At 65.1% G+C, this 17379-nt stretch carries 16 protein-coding genes and 1 other RNA gene; 8 read left to right on the forward strand and 9 right to left on the reverse strand.

Features of this window, described 5'->3' with window-relative positions:
- Positions 1-147 precede the first annotated feature (147 nt).
- The 3 genes from E2583_RS14555 to E2583_RS14565 are packed head-to-tail and all read right to left on the reverse strand — an operon-like array spanning position 148 to position 3703.
- Positions 148-915, reverse strand: a complete 768-nt coding sequence (locus E2583_RS14555; protein WP_291596888.1) for an SDR family NAD(P)-dependent oxidoreductase — start codon at positions 913-915, stop codon at positions 148-150.
- A 60-nt stretch (positions 916-975) separates the two neighbouring features.
- The gene (locus E2583_RS14560; protein WP_291596890.1) at positions 976-2880 is read right to left on the reverse strand and encodes a feruloyl-CoA synthase; all 1905 of its coding nucleotides are present in this window, start codon (positions 2878-2880) and stop codon (positions 976-978) included.
- A 40-nt stretch (positions 2881-2920) separates the two neighbouring features.
- A complete protein-coding gene (locus E2583_RS14565; protein WP_291596892.1) occupies positions 2921-3703 on the reverse strand; it encodes a crotonase/enoyl-CoA hydratase family protein in 783 nt (260 codons plus the stop codon).
- 159 nt (positions 3704-3862) lie between these two features.
- Between E2583_RS14565 and E2583_RS14570 the strand changes: the two genes are divergently transcribed.
- Positions 3863-5557 (forward strand): MBL fold metallo-hydrolase, encoded by a 1695-nt coding sequence (locus E2583_RS14570; RefSeq protein ID WP_291596893.1) that lies wholly within the window; start codon positions 3863-3865, stop codon positions 5555-5557.
- A 54-nt stretch (positions 5558-5611) separates the two neighbouring features.
- Positions 5612-6379, forward strand: coding sequence for a pseudouridine synthase (locus E2583_RS14575; RefSeq protein ID WP_291596895.1), 768 nt, complete (start codon positions 5612-5614; stop codon positions 6377-6379).
- Positions 6380-6425: 46 nt separating this feature from the next.
- Here the strand turns inward: E2583_RS14575 and E2583_RS14580 are convergent, their stop codons facing one another.
- Together E2583_RS14580 and E2583_RS14585 are read right to left on the reverse strand one after the other, a co-directional pair.
- A complete protein-coding gene (locus E2583_RS14580) occupies positions 6426-7454 on the reverse strand; it encodes a tripartite tricarboxylate transporter substrate binding protein (RefSeq protein WP_291596896.1) in 1029 nt (342 codons plus the stop codon).
- Positions 7455-7481: 27 nt separating this feature from the next.
- Positions 7482-7967 carry a DUF3237 domain-containing protein gene (locus E2583_RS14585; protein ID WP_291596897.1) on the reverse strand — a complete coding sequence of 162 codons (486 nt, stop codon included), beginning with the start codon at positions 7965-7967 and terminating at the stop codon, positions 7482-7484.
- Between the two features lie 100 nt (positions 7968-8067).
- On the opposite strand from E2583_RS14585, the gene E2583_RS14590 reads away from it, so the two are divergent.
- The gene (locus E2583_RS14590) at positions 8068-8868 is read left to right on the forward strand and encodes a helix-turn-helix transcriptional regulator (RefSeq protein ID WP_291596899.1); all 801 of its coding nucleotides are present in this window, start codon (positions 8068-8070) and stop codon (positions 8866-8868) included.
- A gap of 42 nt (positions 8869-8910) precedes the next feature.
- Here the strand turns inward: E2583_RS14590 and rnpB are convergent.
- An RNA gene (rnpB, locus tag E2583_RS14595) (RNase P RNA component class A) lies at positions 8911-9271 on the reverse strand.
- A gap of 21 nt (positions 9272-9292) precedes the next feature.
- Positions 9293-10117, reverse strand: coding sequence for a helix-turn-helix transcriptional regulator (locus E2583_RS14600; protein WP_291596901.1), 825 nt, complete (start codon positions 10115-10117; stop codon positions 9293-9295).
- Positions 10118-10208: 91 nt separating this feature from the next.
- On the opposite strand from E2583_RS14600, the gene E2583_RS14605 reads away from it, so the two are divergent.
- Complete coding sequence (locus E2583_RS14605) at positions 10209-11123, forward strand: DMT family transporter (protein WP_291596903.1); 915 nt, start codon at positions 10209-10211, stop codon at positions 11121-11123.
- Here E2583_RS14605 and E2583_RS14610 read toward each other — a convergent pair.
- The gene (locus E2583_RS14610; RefSeq protein WP_291596905.1) at positions 11107-11271 is read right to left on the reverse strand and encodes a hypothetical protein; all 165 of its coding nucleotides are present in this window, start codon (positions 11269-11271) and stop codon (positions 11107-11109) included. The genes E2583_RS14605 and E2583_RS14610 overlap by 17 nt on opposite strands.
- Positions 11272-11686: 415 nt before the next feature.
- Here E2583_RS14610 and E2583_RS14615 point away from each other — a divergent pair, with 415 nt between their 5' ends.
- The 3 genes from E2583_RS14615 to E2583_RS14625 all read left to right on the forward strand — a co-directional run bounded on the left by E2583_RS14615 (position 11687) and on the right by E2583_RS14625 (position 15137).
- Positions 11687-13006 carry an MFS transporter gene (locus tag E2583_RS14615; protein WP_291596907.1) on the forward strand — a complete coding sequence of 440 codons (1320 nt, stop codon included), beginning with the start codon at positions 11687-11689 and terminating at the stop codon, positions 13004-13006.
- Between the two features lie 74 nt (positions 13007-13080).
- Positions 13081-13758, forward strand: a complete 678-nt coding sequence (locus tag E2583_RS14620) for a DUF2848 domain-containing protein (RefSeq protein ID WP_291596909.1) — start codon at positions 13081-13083, stop codon at positions 13756-13758.
- A gap of 14 nt (positions 13759-13772) precedes the next feature.
- On the forward strand, positions 13773-15137 hold the full coding sequence (locus tag E2583_RS14625) for an amidase (protein ID WP_291596911.1): 1365 nt from the start codon (positions 13773-13775) through the stop codon (positions 15135-15137).
- 176 nt (positions 15138-15313) lie between these two features.
- Here the strand turns inward: E2583_RS14625 and E2583_RS14630 are convergent, their stop codons facing one another.
- The gene (locus E2583_RS14630; protein ID WP_291596913.1) at positions 15314-16255 is read right to left on the reverse strand and encodes a LysR family transcriptional regulator; all 942 of its coding nucleotides are present in this window, start codon (positions 16253-16255) and stop codon (positions 15314-15316) included.
- A 155-nt stretch (positions 16256-16410) separates the two neighbouring features.
- Here E2583_RS14630 and cysK point away from each other — a divergent pair, with 155 nt between their 5' ends.
- Positions 16411-17331, forward strand: coding sequence for a cysteine synthase A (cysK, locus tag E2583_RS14635; RefSeq protein WP_291596915.1), 921 nt, complete (start codon positions 16411-16413; stop codon positions 17329-17331).
- The last annotated feature ends 48 nt before the right edge of the window (positions 17332-17379 follow it).

Below are 17379 nucleotides of genomic sequence, written 5' to 3' on the forward strand. Positions count from 1 at the left end.
CAGCGCTGCGCCAGCGCCCATGCCTTTGACGAAATTGCGACGACCTTGCATGACTTGTCTCCTGCTTGAAATACGGACTCTTCGGTCCTGTGGAATCAACCAACGTCTCGAAAGCGAACCAGCGGGCTGTCGCCAGCCCGCGTTGCCTCAGCGCGGTGCCATACGCAGCGCTCCATCCAGGCGAATCACCTCGCCGTTGAGATGATCGTTGTGCACGATATGCACGGCCAGATCGGCAAACTCCGAAGGCTTGCCCAGACGCGAGGGGAAGGGAATGGAAGCCGCCAGCGATTGCTGCACAGGCTCGGGCAACTCCTGCATCAACGGTGTGGCGAACAGGCCCGGCGCCACAGTGCAGACACGAATGCCGTGCTGGGCCAGATCCCGTGCCATGGGCAGCGTCATTCCGACCAATCCGCCCTTGGAGGCGCTGTAGGCCTGCTGCCCCACCTGACCGTCAAAGGCCGCCACCGAGGCGGTATAGAGAATCACGCCACGAGCGCCATCCTCCAGCGCCGCCAGCCTGGCGCAGCGTGCGGCAAACAGCCGCGTCATGTTGTAGCTGCCAATCAGGTTGACACGAATCACGCGCTCAAAGTCTTCCAGCGGTGCAGGCTCGCCGTCACGGCCGATCACACGCCTGGCCGTACCGATTCCGGCCACATTCATGAGGATGCGTGCATCGCCGCCCCAATGCTCGCGAACGGCATCCAGTGCGGCTGTGACGCTGGCCGCATCGCAGATATCGCACTCCAGCGCCATGGCACCGATCTCGGCAGCCACCGCCTTGGCCTTGTCGATCTGCCGATCCAGTACGGCAACCCGGGCTCCTGCGGCAGCCAGCGCGCGCGCCGTGGCTTCACCGAGGCCCGAGGCGCCACCGGTCACGATGGCAATCTGATCCTGAACTTGCATATCACTATCCTTTTCAAAGCTGCTTGCGCTGTCTGTCATCGGGCCCAGGCCTGTTGAGGCTCATGGACTGGGCTTCAGAATCAGGGGCAGTGTCTCGTCGTACAGGCCGCTCACGACATCCGAGCGATGCTGGAGAACGGCACGCTGGTTGATAGAGCCCTTGTCCGTGACTTCGCCCAGGTCCAGCGAAGGCGGCTTGATTGCCGCCACGGCCCGCGCGATGCGGTTGGCACTGCCGGTTGCCGTCTTCGCCAGCTGGTCCAGAACCGCCTGCAAATGCTGCTGCACCGGCGCGCTGTGCATGATCTGCTCCAGCGTCGCTCCTGCGCCCAGGCCGCTCAAGGCCGCGCAAGCCGGCGTCCCGAATACGATGGCCCCCACCTCCTTGCGATCCAGGCCGGTCAGCACCACGTCCTGGATGTAGGGCGCACCGGCATGGATGATCCGCGCACGCAGCGGCCCCACATTGACAAACGTGCCTGTGGCCAGCTTGAAGTCTTCGGCAATGCGGCCATCAAAGCGCAGGCCCTGGTTTCGATCCAGAGGGTCGCGCCACTGCACGGCATCGCCGGTGCGGAAAAATCCTTCCTCATCGAATGCCTCGAGGGTCGCCTCCGGCGCACGCCAGTAGCCGGGCGTGATGTTCGGGCCGCGATAGCGTACCTCCAGCTTTCCCTCCACAGGCGCCAGCTTGAGCTCCAGACCCGGCACCGGTACGCCCAGGTCTCCGGAACGCACATCGGGTCGGTTGATGAACAGGGCCGAAGGCGAGGACTCGGTCATGCCGAGACCCGTTCCCATCACGATGCGCTCGCCGCACTCGGCCTCCTGGGTGCGGTGCAGGCTGTCCCAGACGGGTTGCGCCAGGGAGGCACCGGCATAGAAGAACATCTTGACGCGCTTGAGCAGGCTGCTGCGCAACTGCGCATCGCTCTCCATGGCACGCGCGATGTACTCGAAGCCTGTGGGGACGTTGAAATAGACCGTGGGAGAGATCTCGCGCAGATTGCGCAGCGTCTCGGCAATCCCCGCCGCCGTGGGCTTGCCTTCGTCGATATAGACAGTGCCACCGTGATAGAGCGCGAGGCCGATGTTCTTGTTGCCGCCGAACGTGTGATTCCAGGGCAGCCAGTCCACCAGCACGGGCGGCCCCTTGACCATGTCCGGCATGGTCTGGGCAATCTGCTGCTGGTTGGCACACCACATTCCATGGGTGTTGATCACGGCCTTGGGCAGCTTGGTCGACCCCGAAGTGAACAGGAACTTGGTAATGGTGTCAGGCCCGGTGGCCTGCATCGCGGCATCCACCGCAGACGTGGGCTCTGTCGCCAGCAGGTCGGCAAACAAGGTACCGGCCCGAGCATCCACGAGCGGCTTGCGGTACACCACCTCACACCCCTCGGGGAGCACGGCGCGGACCGCCTTGTCATAGCGCGCCGCATCGGCGGCAAAGATCAGGCCGGGCGTGAGCGTATCGACCACATGGCGCAGCTTGGCGTAATCGGTGCTGACCAGGGAGTAGGCCGTGGAGACCGAACAATAGGGGACGCCTGCATAGAGGCAGCCCATGGCCAGCATGGCATGGTCCAGATCGTTCTCGCTGAGGATGATGACGGGACGCTGCGCCGAGAGCTTTCTGTCGAGCAAGGCCTGCGCGATGCTGCGCGCCGCAGCCAGCGTGCGCTCATAGCTGATGGATTGCCAGTCGCCCGTGCTGCCGTCGGCCAGTCGCTCACGCTGGGCGATGAAGGTCTGCCGCGGCGTGGTCTTCGCCCAGTGCACCAGCTGGTCCGTCATGCGCACGGCATGCACTCCCAGCTCCTGGTCGGAGCGCACGTAGAAAGTACCGTCACCCGCGTCCCTGACCCGGATGCTGCGCACGCCGAACTCCAGCGCGCGGTAGCGGGGCCTGCCCTCCTCGGCCACCTGGCCGGGAGCCTGCATGGCTGTGTTTGTCTCCTGCATTGTCTTTGTCTCCACAGCGTTGTTTTTCGAGAGTGCTGCTTCAGTCCTTGCTGACCTTGGCGGCCCGCCCGGACAGAAATTCCTGCAAACGGAACTTGGCCTCCGGCGCGCTCTGCGCCACGGCAGCCATCAGAGCTTCCGTCATCAGACCCTGATCGGCGGGCTGATCGGCAATCCGGGGCAGCGCATGCATCAGCGCGTAATTGGTCATGGGGGCGTTTTCGGCAATCCGCAGCGCCAGTTCCACCGCCTTGTCCAGCGCCTGCCCCTCGGGCACCAGATACTGAGACAGACCGATGCGCTCACCCTCTTCGGCCTTGTAAACGCGGCCCGTGAACATCATGTCGGCCATTCGCGCCGCGCCGATCAGGCGCGGAATGCGCACCGAGCCGCCACCGCCCACGAAAATGCCGCGCGAGCCTTCGGGCAGGGCGTAGAAAGTGCTGCTGTCGGCCACACGGATATGACAGGCGCTGGCCAGCTCCAGACCGCCTCCAACCACCGCTCCATGCAAGGCCGCCACCACGGGTACGGCGCCGAACTGCACCTGGCGCAGCGCCTCATGCCACATGCGTGAGTGCAGAACGCCCTGGGCCGCGTCGCGCTCGCTGAGCTCGCTCAGATCCAGGCCGGCGCAAAAATGCGGGCCATCGCCGTCCACCACGGCCGCCCGTACACCCGCAGGCAGATTCATGAACACATCGCGAAGACCCAGCACCAGGCCATCGGACAGGGCATTGCGCTTGGTGGCACGCATCAGGCGAATGACGGCGACCTGCTCGGCTTCGCCACGAAACTCCACTGCAATTTCTTTATGAGTCATAACCATTCCTTTTGCATGATTATTGTTATTTAAAATAACTAAATGCAAGACATCCGGAAGCGATTGCTCTCAGTGCTTTCCCCGATTCGGGGCACTGCAGTGCGCGACTAGTCCGGGTGCGACATGCACGAGGCCGGCGAATTCGCATAATGTGACCTCATGACATCATCCAGCCAGCCCCGTCCCAGCCAGCTTCTTCAGCCCCAGCGCGAGCCGGTGCCCGCCCGCGATGCCTCGACCTTGCTGTTGCTGCGCGACTGCGCCGACGGCACCGGTTTCGAAGTGCTGATGACGCGGCGCGCCGACCAGGGTATTTTTGCCAATGCCTATGTCTTCCCCGGTGGGGGGCTGGAGGATCAGGATGCCGACCCGGGCAATCATGTGCTGGCCCGGGTTCGTCCCGGCATGGTGGAGATTGGCGGTACCGAGCGCATCACCCAGGCCCTGGCCGGGATTCGCGAGACTTTCGAAGAGCTGGGCATCCTGCTGGCCTATGACCGGGCCGGCCAGCCTGTTCCCGCGGCCGAAGTCCAGCAGCTGGATCGCAAGGCATCGCTGTACGAGCAATGCCGTGCGCGCGGCTGGAGCCTTGCCGTGGATCAGCTGTGGTATCTGGCCCACTGGACGGCACCGCTGAACCTGCCAAAGCGCTTCAACGTGCCGTTCTTGGTGGCCCGCATGCCCGAGGGCCAGACGGCAGTGGCCGACGAGACCGAGCAGTTCGAGCCCACCTGGATCCGTCCCCAGCAAGCCCTTGAGCGCTTCGAGGAAAAGCGACTTTTCATTCTCTTTCCCACCCTGAGCACCTTGCAGCGCCTGACGGGCTATGCCGATACACAGGCCGTTCTGGATGCCCTCCGGAGCGAGAAGCCGCTGTGGCACGCCCACCCTCGCGCGGGCTACCTCAAGGGACAGGACACCCGGTATCTGGAAACCGATATGGCCTACGGCGAACTGGAGATGGTCCACCCCGACGGTCAGGCCGCACACCATCTCGACTGGCAGTTTGAAAAAGCCGTCCCCCTGCGCAAGAACCTGATGCGGCTGACGGCTCCCAACCCCGGCATGATGACCGGCCCCGGCACCAACAGCTATCTGGTCGGCGATGCACATACCGGCTATATCGCCATCGACCCCGGACCCAACGATGCCGAACATCTGCAACGGCTGCACGACGCAGCCGGAGGCGATATCCGCTACATCGTCTGCACCCACTCCCACCCCGATCACTCGCCGGGCGCCTCCCCGCTGCAGGCCATGGTCCTGCTCTCCGGACATGCCCGCCCCCCGATCATGGGCCTGCCGTCTGCGCCCACTGCCCGCAACAACAGCCGCTTCAGGCCCGAGGTGACGCTACAGGACGGAGAGCGCATCACACTTCGCGGACAAGGGGAAGAAGGCGAGATCACGCACACGCTGCAGGCCATCTTCACGCCCGGCCATGCGGCGAACCACCTGTGCTTTCTGCTGGTGGAGGATGCATTGCTGTTCAGTGGCGATCACATCCTCAATGGCAGCACCACCGTCATCAGCCCGCCGGACGGCAACATGATCGATTACCTCGATTCGCTGGACCGGCTGCATGCCCTGTGCCTGGAGCACGACATTCGCTACATCCTGCCCGCCCACGGCTATGTGCTCGGCTTTGCGCAGCACCAGATCACCCGCCTCAAGGCCCACCGCCTGGCGCGTGAGGCCAAGGTCCATCAGGCCATGCGCACCAAGCCGGACGGCAGCATTCAGGACTGGGTGGCGATAGCCTATGCCGACACACCCCCCGCCCTGTGGCCCGTGGCCCAGCAATCGCTGCTGGCGCATGTGGAGCGCATTCAGAAGCTGTGCCTTGGCAGATAGCGTGCGCTAGACCTGTGGACAACCAGGACATGCCCGGAGCATTAAGCTCTCGCCATGTCTGAATCCCTGCCTGAACAAGAAAGCATCCGCCTGGCCAAGCGCGTGGCGGAGCAAGAGCAATGCTCGCGCCGCGAGGCCGAGCTCCATATCGTCGCGGGCCATGTCCAGGTGGACGGCAAAGTGGTCCAAGTGCCCGAGACCCGTGTGCGCCCGGACCAGGAAGTGGTCCTGCGCAAGGATGCCAAGCCTGAAGCCATTCCGCCCGTCACCATCCTGATGAACAAGCCTGCGGGCATGACTCAGGGCCCGGCCTATGGCCGCGTGCGCAGCGCGCATTCGTTGCTGCGCGAAGATACCAAGGCCAAGCTGGACACGCCCATGCCCCAGCTGGTGCTGGATCATCACTTCAGGAATCTGGAGTCGTTTCTGACGATTCCCCTGCCCGCCAGCGGCCTCATCGTCTACACCCAGGACAAGCGCGTGGCGCGCAAGCTGGCCGAGGAAGGCCAGTGGCTGGAGCAGGAAATCATCGTCGGCGTGGAGGGCCAGATCATCGAAGATGGCCTGGAGATCCTGTACGAAGGTCTTCCGATCCCCGGCGGCAACGGGCATCGCCGCATGCCGCCCTGCCATGTGAGCTGGCAGAGCGAGCACCATCTGCGCTTTGCGCTCAAGGGCATTGCGCCCGAGGAGATCGAGAAGATGTGCGCCGCCATCGGCCTGACGGTGGTCAGCATGCGGCGGCTGCGCCTTGGCCGGGTTTCGCTGGCCAAGGTGCCCGAGGGGCAGTGGCGCTATCTCATGCCCTGGGAAAGGTTCTGACCGGATCGACCCTCGCGCGAGCCAGGCCGGTTCGGTCGCGGCCCGCTCAATCCGCCTTGAAGCCCGTCGCGGCCACCGCCCTGCCCCACTTGACGGTATCGGCCGCAATGATCTCGGCAAACTGCTGCGCACTGGTGCCCGTGACCCTGAAGCCGGCCTCCTGCAGCCGAGCCCTGCCGTCGCCCGATTGCAGGACCTTGAGAAGATCGGCATTGAGCTTGCTCACCACGTCCACCGGCGTCCTGGCGGGCGCCACGATGCCGAACCAGGAGCTGAACTCCAGGTTGCCAAAGCCCTGCTCCTTCATGGTCGGCAGATCGGGCAGTTGCTCCACGCGCGCGCTGCCCGTGCTTGCGAGGGCCACCAGCTTGCCGGCACGCACCTGCGGGATCGCCATGCCGGAGGAAGCGAACACGCCCTGCACATCGCCGCTGAAAATGCCGCTCAGGGCGTCCGAGGTGCTCTTGTAGTGCACCACTTCGGGCCTGGACTGCACGGCATCGCCAAACAGATAGGCCCCGAAATGCCCCGGAGTGCCCGCTCCGAAAGTGGCCATGAACAAGCCGTTTTGCTGCCGTGTCCAGGCCACGAAGTCCCTCACGTTGCGCGCCTTGACCTTTTCGGGATTGACCAGCAGCACGAAATCGGAACTCACCACCTGGCTGACGGGGGCGAAATCCCTGCGCGGGTTGTAGGCCAGCCGCTGATAGGTGTTGGGTGCGATGCTGAGCTGTCCGGTCTCGGCCAGCATGATGGTGTAGCCGTCGGCCGGTGCGCGCGCTGCCTCGCTGGCTGCAATCAGGCCCGCGGCACCGGGCTTGTTGTCCACCACCACGCCCACGCCGCCCCAGGCCTCGGAGAGCTTGTGTGCCAGCAGCCGGGCCACCACGTCGGGCCCGGTGCCTGCGGGAAAGCCCACAATCATGCGCACGGTCTTGCTCGGATAAACCGTCTGGCCCTGAGCGACGCCTGCGGCACAGCCGCAGCCTGCCAGCAGGGCTGCGGCCAGCAGCCGACGTCGCCGGGCCGGCGCTGAAGAGAGGGTGGAAAGACTCCGTACTTGCAGTACCTTCATGGTGTGTCTCCTGGTTGCGATGCTGTTTCACAGCACTTCGAAAAACCGCATGACGACCTCCTCGGGAAAGCGCGCTCCCGCGCCCACGAACAGACGCTGCCCCAGCCAGGCAAAGCGCCTGGAAGCCGTCTCGAAGCGTGGTGCACAGCGAAAGTAGATCGCCGAGGGATCGACCACGTCGCCGCGACGCAGGCGCTCCATCAACTCGGCCGGCCCGGTGCGCAACGCCTGATTGCTCACATAGATCAGCTCTGCGCCGTCGGTTTCGATGACATAGCGCGCGTCCAGCTCCGCCACTTCCGCGCTGATCAGCAGCTGGAAGTCGGCCCCGCCCGGTAGCACACGCGCCGACCAGCCCTCGCCCTGCACCTGCCCGCCGACGATGGGAATCACGCGCCGCAAGCCGCGTGTCGTTTCGCCCACCTCCTGCGCCGGCCCCACCTGCACGCGAAATTCGGCGAAGTGGCGCAGCCGGGGTACCGCGATCTGGAAATCATGGTTGGGCGACAGCATGGCTCTCCTTGCAATGTCTATGTACAGGGACATGAGCGTAAGCACTGTTGAAGAACCCGCTGTCCCCCAAGAAGATGACAGGCCACGCCAACACACACCGATGAGAACCTGGAAGCTACCCGCGACGACTGACACCATGCCGGCTGGCGGCATGGCCCAGGCCAGCGCCTTGATGGCCGGCCTGGTGGAGCAACTGGGACAGAGCTGTTTTGCCCAGACCGCACTGGCGCAGCTGAGCGCGATTGCGCCCACCGCCTCGCTGTCGGTGTACCGCATCGGCAGCTGCCGGCCGCGGCTGTTTCTCTCGGCCTCCCTGGGCGTTCTGGACACGACGCGCCAGTGCTGGAGCGCCTATCTCGCGGGACCGCAGCACGAAGACAGAAGCTGGGGCCAGGAATGGCCCGGACACATGCGGACGCCCGGCGCACGCAGTCTCGTTCATGTGCAGGCCAACGAAGTCACGCCGCTGCATCGCCAGTGCGTGTATGACGCGCATGGCGTGGCAGAGCGCATCTCGATTGCCGAGCCCGGTCCCGACGGCTCGGTGTTTGCCGTCAACCTCTATCGCCATGCGCACCAGAAACCCATTGCCGACCGGCATCTGAGCGACTTCGCGGACCTTTCCAGCGCCTTGATGGCCCTGACGCACAAACACCTGGCGCTGACGGCGAACATGGCTGCCGGCGATGAGAGGTGGCCGGCTCGTCTGCGTGCGCTGGCACCGGGTCTGACGGCGCGCGAACTCGAGGTCTGCCTGCGTCTGCTGCGCGGCATGACCCAGGATGGCATTGCGGCCGATCTCGGGCTGAGCGCTGCCACGGTCAAGACCTATCGCAATCGCGCCTTTGCACGGCTCGATATCCATCACCGCCATCAGCTGTTCGCGCTGATGGTGGAGTGAATGCCGGGGATTCGCCGGGGCTGTGCCCGGCCGAGGAAGAAAGTGTGAAGTGCGCCGATAAGCCGGATTCTGTGCACGACGGTTGCCCGCCATGTGACCGCCATTAATCTTGGCCATCAGTCGCCTGATGGCTCGGTGCTACCTACCCGCACACTCCGGGGGCCCCGTCAACGTGTGCCTACTTGGTATTGCTGCGCGTAGAGATTGCCCGTTTCACCCTGGTTGGTCTGCCTTGCGGCACTCCTGCCAGACTCGTCTCTGTTGCTCTGATCCTCACCTCACGGTGGGCAGCTGTTAGCTGCTACGCCGCCCTGTGCAGTCCGGACGTTCCTCCAGTACGGTCTTTCGACCCAACGCAAGCGTCGGCCTTTCGGCTAGTACCAGCGGCGGTCTGGCGCACTTCACGGCACGCATTATCCCGCGTTCAGAAAGAACTTGCACAGAACTCGCGCCTGAACTGCTCGGGCGGCAGTCCCGACTCGCGCTGGAACATCGCAATAAAGGCCGAAGGCGTGCTGTAGCCCAGGTCGTAGGCGATGCGCTGCACGGTATGGCCGGCCTCCAGCGCGTCGATCGCCTGCAGGTAGCGCATGCGCTGGCGCCATTCCCCCAGGCTCATGCCCAGCTCGCGCTGGCAGTGGCGGGCCAGGGTTCGTTCCGTCATGTGCACCGTCTGGGCCCATTCGGCCAGACTGCGGTGATCGTCGGGACGCGACTGCATGGCATCCAGCACCTGTACCAGAGCGGGATGCCGGGCTACGGGCAGAAAGCTCAGCTCCAGCGGCGTGGCACGCAGCTGGTCATGCACCACCCGGGCCAGCCGCAGATCGGCGTCCGTCACCGGGATCTGCACGCCCCTGGTACCAAAATCTGCCAGCACGGCTTTGACAATCGGCCCCAGGCGCATGCAGCCCGCCGTCTGCGGCAGATCCGCACACAGATCGGGGGCCAGGTAGACGGAACGGTACTGCACCGCATGCTGCAGATAGCAGCTGTGCACCACGCCCGGCGGAATCCACACCCCGTGCTGCGGCGGGCACAGGATATGGCCGCTGGGCACGTCCATGTTCAGGCTGCCGTGGGCCGCATAGTTCAGATGTCCCCAGCGGTGGCTGTGCGGAGGAGCCTCGCTGTGTTCTCCGAATTCGTCATAGCGGAAGTAATAGCTGCCTGGAACTTTGTCGGTGTCCAGTATCTGTACGGCATACCGCTTGGCGGCCGGGCCGGGTGTCGGGGCAGAGGCAGGCATGGGTTCGTCCGGCTTGAGTGATGAAATGTCTGAAATCAGCAATGCGCTTCAAATGCGTCAAGCGCATCATAAGCATCTCAAGGAGTTTCATATGGGTGCATACCTGTTACCGCTGGGCGCAGTGCTGATCTGGTCGCTCAACACCGTGGTTAGCAAGCTGGCCGCAGACAGCATCAGCGCGGCCGAGATCGGGTTCTTTCGCTGGCTGGTGGCCGCCGTGCTGTTCACGCCCTTCGTCCTGCCTTCGATCTGGCGCCAGCGCGCCGACATCAGGCCCCTGCTGCCACGGATCGTCGTTCTGGGCGTGCTGGGCATGGTCATCTACCAGAGCCTGGCCTATTACGCCGCTCACTTCACCACGGCCACGCACATGGGCATCATCGGTTCGCTCACGCCCATGCTGGTGCTGGCCCTGGCCGTGTTCATGCTGGGCCAGCCACTGACGCAGGGTGCCATCTGGGGCTCGCTGCTGGCCATTCTGGGGGTCGCGCTGGTGGTTTCGTCGGGCCACCTCGGCCATCTGGCGTCCGAGGGACTGAACCTGGGTGACGCCATGATGTTCCTGGCCATGCTGGCCTATGCGGTCTACAACATCCTGCTCAAGCGCTGGCCCATGCCGCGCCTGGCCACGGTGCAGCTGCTGTACCTGCAGGTGCTGGTGGCCGTGATCGTGCAACTGCCGCTTTATCTCTTTTCGCCCAAGACCGGGCTTGACGCCGGCAACCTGCCGCTGGTCGGTTACGCCGGCATCATGGCCTCCATCGCCGCGCCACTGCTGTGGATGAAGGCGGTGCAGACGCTGGGGCCCGGGCGTTCGAGCATGTTCTTCAACCTGATCCCGGTCTTCACCGCGCTGATCGCGGCAGTCGCCCTGAACGAGCCCCTGGCGGCCTACCACGCCGTAGGCGGCGTCATGACGATTGCCGGCCTTCTGCTGGCGGAGCTGTGGAAGGCCCCGCTGCGCACGCGGCCCGCCCTGGCCTGCACGGCTAAAGCAGCAGATTGAGAATCGCGTAGCTCATCAGGGACAGCAGACTCACCACGAACACCAGCATGACCCAGGGTCCCCAGCGCTGCTCGCGCCAGGAAAAACCGATCAGCAGGCCTACGCAACAGACCCCCAGCAGCACCAGAATTGTGTTGAACGTGAGCAAGAATCGTCCTCCCTCAAACAGACTTTGCCCCATTGTTCCCGATTGCCGGCCCCAGGGGAAACGCCATCGCCCTTCAAATTGATGTGAATCAAGCATCAGTCTCTGGCAGCTGCTGCCGACCTGGATCTTGAGCGGCCCGACGCCACCATCAGGCGCGCATGGACTCAAGGGTTTTCCCGCACCTCATCGGTGCTCTCCTGCCTCGTTCCGGTGCACCACCCGCACCACCTCTGCTCATAAGGATTTGCATTCAGGACTGCTCAGAATTTCTTGTTGGACAGCCCCTCGCTGCCTTTCGATACTGCCGCCACAGGAACACCGGCCCCCGCCGCATCCCAAGGTTCCCTGGCCACACAGGAGCGCCGGCACAAGCGCCCCATGTGCCCTTCGCACTTTCGAACACAGGAGACTCCCCATGAGCAGCCCGGCTTCCGCCACCCACCCGCCTGCCAGCCATGCCGGTGCGCACGCGCACCAAGACATGGATGCCACCTACCGCAAGATCACCTGGCGCCTGATCCCCTTTCTGGTCTTTCTCTTTGTCCTGGCCTGGATAGACCGTGTCAACGTCGGCTTCGCCAAGCTGCAGATGCTGCAGGACCTGCAGTTCAGCGAGACCGTCTACGGCCTGGGAGCCGGCATCTTCTTCATCGGCTACTTCCTGTTCGAAGTCCCCAGCAACCTGCTGCTGGAGAAGATCGGCGCACGCAAGACGCTGGCGCGCATCACCATCCTCTGGGGCGCAGCCTCCATGGCCATGGCCTATGTGACCACACCCGCCATGTTCTACGTGCTGCGCTTCATCCTCGGCGTGGTCGAGGCAGGTTTCTTCCCCGGCGTGGTGCTGTATCTGACCTACTGGTTCCCGGCCCGCCACCGCGCCCGCATCAACGGCCTGTTCATGACCTCGTTCGCCATTGCCGGTGCGGTGGGTGGCCCGATCGCGGGCGCCATCATGAACGGCATGCAGGACGTGGGGCATCTGGCCAACTGGCAATGGCTGTTCATCCTTGAAGGCATTCCCTCGGTGATCGCCGGCTTCTTCGTGCTGGCCTGGCTGCCCGAGAAACCCGAGAACGCCAGGTGGCTGAGTGCCGCCGAGCAGCGCGCCGTCAGCGCCGCCGTGGCCGAGGAAAGCCAGCAAGGCCACAAGCAGCATTCCTTCGCCGATGCCTGCCGCAACTACCGCGTCTGGCTGTGCGCCGCCGTGTACTTCTGCATCGTCAGCGGCAACGCCACGATCGCCTTCTGGTCGCCGTCCATCATCAAGGAGATCGGCATCCAGAACAATCTGCAGATCGGCCTGATCTCGGCCATTCCCTTTCTCGCAGGCACGCTGGCCATGGTCTGGAACGGCATGCATTCGGACAAGACCGGCGAGCGCCGCATGCACAGCGCCATTGCCGCCTTGATCGCCGCCGCAGGCCTGATCCTGACCGGCATGCTCCTGCACAACGCCGTGCTGGCCCTGTGCGCGCTGACGCTGGCTTCCGTCGGCATCCTCGCCGCCTTCCCCGTGTTCTGGTCCATCCCCTCGGCCTTTCTGGCCGGCACGGCGGCCGCCGGCGGCATCGCCCTCATCAACTCCATCGGCAACCTGGCCGGCTTTGTGGCGCCCTACATGATCGGCGCGCTCAAGACCAGCACCGGATCGTTGTCCTCGGGGCTGTACTTCGTGGCCGCGCTGGAGTTTCTCGCCGCCTTCCTGGTCGTGCTCTTCGTCAAGAAGCAGTGACCGCCTGACGCTGCCGGCACAGCGCCGCCCTGCGGGGTTCCCGGCCCCGCCTTCCCTTTCCTGAGACTTGCGCCATGCAACTGCAATTCACCACCCCCGAAGGCCAGACCCTGGCCCCTCTCTTCGACACCCTCATCATCGCCGGCTGGGCCGGACGCGACCATGCGGCCATCGAGCACCACATCGAGGAGCTGGCCGCGCTCGGCATTCCGCGCCCCAGCGCCGTGCCGCTGTACTATCGCATCGCCAGCAACCAGCTGAGCCAGAGCAGCACGCTGCAGGTACTCGGCCCGGACTCCTCGGGCGAGGCAGAGGTCTTCGTCTTCAGCCATGACGGCGAGATGTTCGTGAGCCTGGCCTCGGACCACACCGACCGCAAGCTCGAAGCCTATAGCGTGGCCTTCTCCAAGCAGGCCTGCATCAAGCCCGTGGCCACCCAGGCCTGGCGCTTCGCCGAAGTGGCCGGCCACTGGGACGAGCTGATCCTGCGCTCGTGGATCGTGGAGGACGGCCGCGAAGTGCTGTACCAGGAGGGCACGCTGGCCAGCCTGCGCACGCCCCAGGACCTGATCGCGGGCTACACCGGCGGCCAGAGCCAGCTGCCCGAAGGCTGCGGCATGACCTGCGGCACCATGGCCGCCATCGGCGGCATCCGCCCTGCCACGCAGTTCGCCATGGAGCTGTACGACCCGCGCAGCCAGCGAAGCATCCGCCACCGCTACCGCAGCGAGCTGCTGGACATCGTCGCCTGAACACGGAGCTGCCCATGACTTCAGTCTCTCCCCGCCTGGACCTGGTCTCCGAGCGCCTGGCCCAAGGCCAGACCAGCGCCCTGCAACTGGCCGAGCAGGCACTGGAGCGCGCCACGCGAGGCGAAGGCCCGCGCGTCTTTACGCGCCTGCTGCCCGAGCAGGCCCTGGCGGAAGCCCGCGCCAGCGATGCGCTGCGCTCGGCTGGCCTGGCACGCTCGCCCCTCGAAGGCCTGCCCATCTCGGTCAAGGATCTGTTCGACATCGCGGGCCACCCCACGCTGGGCGGCTCCAGGCTGCTGGCCGATGCCGCACCCGCCACGCAGACGGCCGAAGTCGTGCAGCGCCTGCGCCGCGCGGGCGCGGTCATCGTGGGCACGACCAATATGACCGAGTTCGCCTACTCGGGCCTGGGGCTGAATCCGCACTACGGCACGCCGCGCAATCCCTGGCAGCGGGAAAACGACGGCGGCCGCATTCCCGGCGGCTCGTCCTCCGGCGCGGCCATCTCGGTGACCGACGGCATGGCGCTGGCCGCCATCGGCTCGGACACCGGCGGCTCGGTGCGCATTCCCTCGGCGCTGTGCGGCCTGACCGGCTTCAAGCCCACGGCGCGCCGCGTGCCCATGCAGGGCGTGCTGCCGCTGTCGGCCAATCTGGACTCCATCGGCCCGCTGGCGCCCAGCGTGCGCTGCTGCGCCGCGCTGGACGCGGTGCTGTCGGGCCAATCGCATGGCGAGCTGCACGCGGCCTCGCTGCAAGGCCTGCGCCTGCTGGTGCCCAAGAATGTGGTACTGGAAGGCATGGACAGCACCGTGGCCGCCGCCTGGCAGCGTGCGCTGTCGCTGCTGTACGCAGCCGGCGTGCAGATCACCGAGGCCGTGGTGCCGCCCTTCTCCGAGCTTGCGCAGATCAATGCCAAGGGCGGCTTCACGGCCGCTGAGGCCTGGGCCTGGCACCGCAGCCATATCGACGGCGCCGGCCGCCTGGGCGAATACGATCCGCGCGTGGGCACGCGCATTCTGCGCGGCAAGGACATCAGCGCGGCCGACTATATCGAGCTGCTGGCACTCCGCCAGCAGTGGATTGCCCGAGTGGAAGCGCAGATGGCCGATCACGACCTGATGCTCATGCCCACGGTGCCCGTGATCGCGCCCAAGATTGCCGAGCTGCAGGCCAGCGAAGAAGCCTATTTCGCGGCCAACGGGCTGATGCTGCGCAATCCCACGCTGATCAACTTCCTCGACGGCTGCGCGGTGTCCCTGCCCTGCCACCGCGCGGGCGAAGCGCCCGTGGGCCTGAGCCTGGCCGGCACGGCCGGTCAGGACCAGCGCCTGCTGTCGGTGGCGCTGGCCGTGGAGGCTTTACTGGCCCAGGCCTGATTGCAGAGCAAAAAAACAGGAGCTGCTAGCGCTTGACTGCAATCGATTTCAGATAGAAAACACTCTGAAATCGATATGCATAAGGCGCTAGCAGCTCCTTTTTTATTTAGTACTGAGGCACACCCCATGCTCGGCATGGCATTGGCGCCGGCACCCACGGTGTTTGCCTCTGCGCTTTATGCGTCCCCTGCCAGAAGGGGTGTGGGCAGCCGCGCCACGGCCTGGCCGTGGTTCAGCGCAAAGGCCGTGGCCACCTCTTCGGCGGCGCGCACCACGGTTTCGGCCAGCGGGTTCTGGTGATCGTTGCGCCAGCAGGCCACCAGCGGCAGCGAGGGGAACTCGCGATCCACGCGCAGCAGGCGCAGGCGCTGCTCGGCCAGCTCTCGCTGGATGATGGCCGGTGGCACGGCCGCCACGCCCAGGCCGTCGCAGACCACGCGGATCATGGTCGCCACAGAGGCAATGCAGTTCATGTGCAAAGAGGCGCTGCCCTCGGCGCTGAACAACCGCTCGATCACCGCATACGGCTCGGAGCCGCGCGCGAAGCTCATGATGGGAAACGCTGCCAGCTCGGCCAGGCTCAGGGTCTCGTCACCGATGCCCAGCTTGGGGCTGCCCACCCAGGCCATGGCGAACTCGCCCAGCGACAGATTGGCGATGGTGCCGCTGGAGACAGACTTGGCCTGCAGCGAGATATCGAGCTGGCCCTTGTGAAGCTGCTCCGACAGGTGAATGGTGGTGTCGCAGGCGATCTCCACCTGCAGGCGCGGATAGCGCTGCTGCAGCAGCGCGAGAAAGTCGGGGAACCAGCTGTGCACGATGGATTCGATGGCACCGATGCGGATCACGCCCGCATAGGCCTGCTTGTCCAGCATGTCCTCGCGCATCTCGCGCATCAGCCTGAGCATGCGCTCGGCATGCACCAGGGCCTTGGCACCGTCGGCCGTGAGCGTGACTTCGCGCACGCCGCGATCGAAGAGGCGCACCCCGAAATCCTGCTCCAGCGTGGCGATGCGGCTGGAGACCGCCGCCTGGGTGGTGAAAAGCCGCTCGGCCGTCATGCGGAAGTTGCGCAGCTCGGCCAGCAGCACAAAGGTTTCCAGAAACCGTAGATTCATGCAGCGATGTTAATCATCGCCAGAGGCCTTGCCCGCTTTCCGGGTCATATCGATATAGCCCATTCGCAGAACGCTTGCGTGCACAATGCATTGTGTCCGCGCAGAGAGACTGCGCTGCGATCCACTGTCCCACCATCCTTATTCGTGGAGGTCCGATGAGAGCTGACAACATTCTGCAAACGATTGGCGACACGCCCGTCATTCACATCAACCGCCTGTTCGGAAGCAATACCAACGTCTGGATCAAGTCCGAGCGCAGCAACCCGGGCGGCTCCATCAAGGATCGTATTGCGCTGTCCATGGTGGAGGATGCCGAGAAATCCGGCGCACTCCGTCCCGGCGGCGTGATCATCGAGCCCACCAGCGGCAACACCGGCGTGGGCCTGGCCCTTGTCGCAGCCGTCAAGGGCTACAAGCTGATCCTGGTCATGCCCGAGAGCATGAGCATCGAGCGACGCCGCCTGATGCTGGCCTATGGCGCATCGTTCGATCTGACACCGAAGGAAAAAGGCATGAAGGGCGCCATCGCCCGCGCCCAGGAACTGGCCGCCCAGACGCCGGGGGCCTGGATTCCCCAGCAGTTCGAGAACCCCGCCAACGTGGCCGTGCATGAAGCCACCACAGCCCAGGAAATCCTGCGCGATTTCCCCGATGGCCTCGACGCCTTCATCACCGGCGTGGGCACGGGCGGTCACCTGTCTGGCGTGGCCAAGGTGCTCAAGGCCAAATTTCCCAACCTCAAGGTCTATGCGGTGGAGCCGGCGGCATCGCCCGTGATCTCCGGCGGTCAGCCCGCGCCCCACCCCATCCAGGGTATCGGAGCCGGCTTTGTGCCCAAGAATCTGGACGTCAGCCTGCTTGACGGCGTGATCCAGGTGGAGGCCGAGCCCGCACGCGAATACGCGCGCCGCGCCGCCCGCGAGGAAGGCCTGCTGGTCGGCATTTCCTCGGGTGCCACGCTGGCCGCCATTGCCCAGAAGCTGCCCGAGCTGCCTGCCAGCGCCCGGGTGCTGGGCTTTGCCTACGACACCGGCGAGCGCTATCTGTCGGTCGAAGGCTTCCTGCCCAACGCCTGATTTCGCTGCGCGCCTCCCTGCCACGCCGCACCCGTTGCGGCGTTTTTC

The organism is Comamonas sp., assembly GCF_009360615.1.
Classification (GTDB): Bacteria; Pseudomonadota; Gammaproteobacteria; order Burkholderiales; family Burkholderiaceae_C; genus Comamonas.

Coding starts and splice junctions, on each gene's coding strand:
- E2583_RS14600 (WP_291596901.1), bottom strand. CDS start 10,117: ATGCCTGCCTCTGCCCCGACACCCGGCCCGGCCGCCAAGCGGTATGCC.
- E2583_RS14555 (WP_291596888.1), bottom strand. CDS start 915: ATGCAAGTTCAGGATCAGATTGCCATCGTGACCGGTGGCGCCTCGGGC.
- E2583_RS14575 (WP_291596895.1), top strand. CDS start 5,612: ATGTCTGAATCCCTGCCTGAACAAGAAAGCATCCGCCTGGCCAAGCGC.
- E2583_RS14570 (WP_291596893.1), top strand. CDS start 3,863: ATGACATCATCCAGCCAGCCCCGTCCCAGCCAGCTTCTTCAGCCCCAG.
- E2583_RS14585 (WP_291596897.1), bottom strand. CDS start 7,967: ATGCTGTCGCCCAACCATGATTTCCAGATCGCGGTACCCCGGCTGCGC.
- E2583_RS14580 (WP_291596896.1), bottom strand. CDS start 7,454: ATGAAGGTACTGCAAGTACGGAGTCTTTCCACCCTCTCTTCAGCGCCG.
- cysK (WP_291596915.1), top strand. CDS start 16,411: ATGAGAGCTGACAACATTCTGCAAACGATTGGCGACACGCCCGTCATT.
- E2583_RS14625 (WP_291596911.1), top strand. CDS start 13,773: ATGACTTCAGTCTCTCCCCGCCTGGACCTGGTCTCCGAGCGCCTGGCC.
- E2583_RS14615 (WP_291596907.1), top strand. CDS start 11,687: ATGAGCAGCCCGGCTTCCGCCACCCACCCGCCTGCCAGCCATGCCGGT.
- E2583_RS14560 (WP_291596890.1), bottom strand. CDS start 2,880: ATGCAGGAGACAAACACAGCCATGCAGGCTCCCGGCCAGGTGGCCGAG.
- E2583_RS14620 (WP_291596909.1), top strand. CDS start 13,081: ATGCAACTGCAATTCACCACCCCCGAAGGCCAGACCCTGGCCCCTCTC.
- E2583_RS14605 (WP_291596903.1), top strand. CDS start 10,209: ATGGGTGCATACCTGTTACCGCTGGGCGCAGTGCTGATCTGGTCGCTC.
- E2583_RS14630 (WP_291596913.1), bottom strand. CDS start 16,255: ATGAATCTACGGTTTCTGGAAACCTTTGTGCTGCTGGCCGAGCTGCGC.
- E2583_RS14565 (WP_291596892.1), bottom strand. CDS start 3,703: ATGACTCATAAAGAAATTGCAGTGGAGTTTCGTGGCGAAGCCGAGCAG.
- E2583_RS14590 (WP_291596899.1), top strand. CDS start 8,068: ATGAGAACCTGGAAGCTACCCGCGACGACTGACACCATGCCGGCTGGC.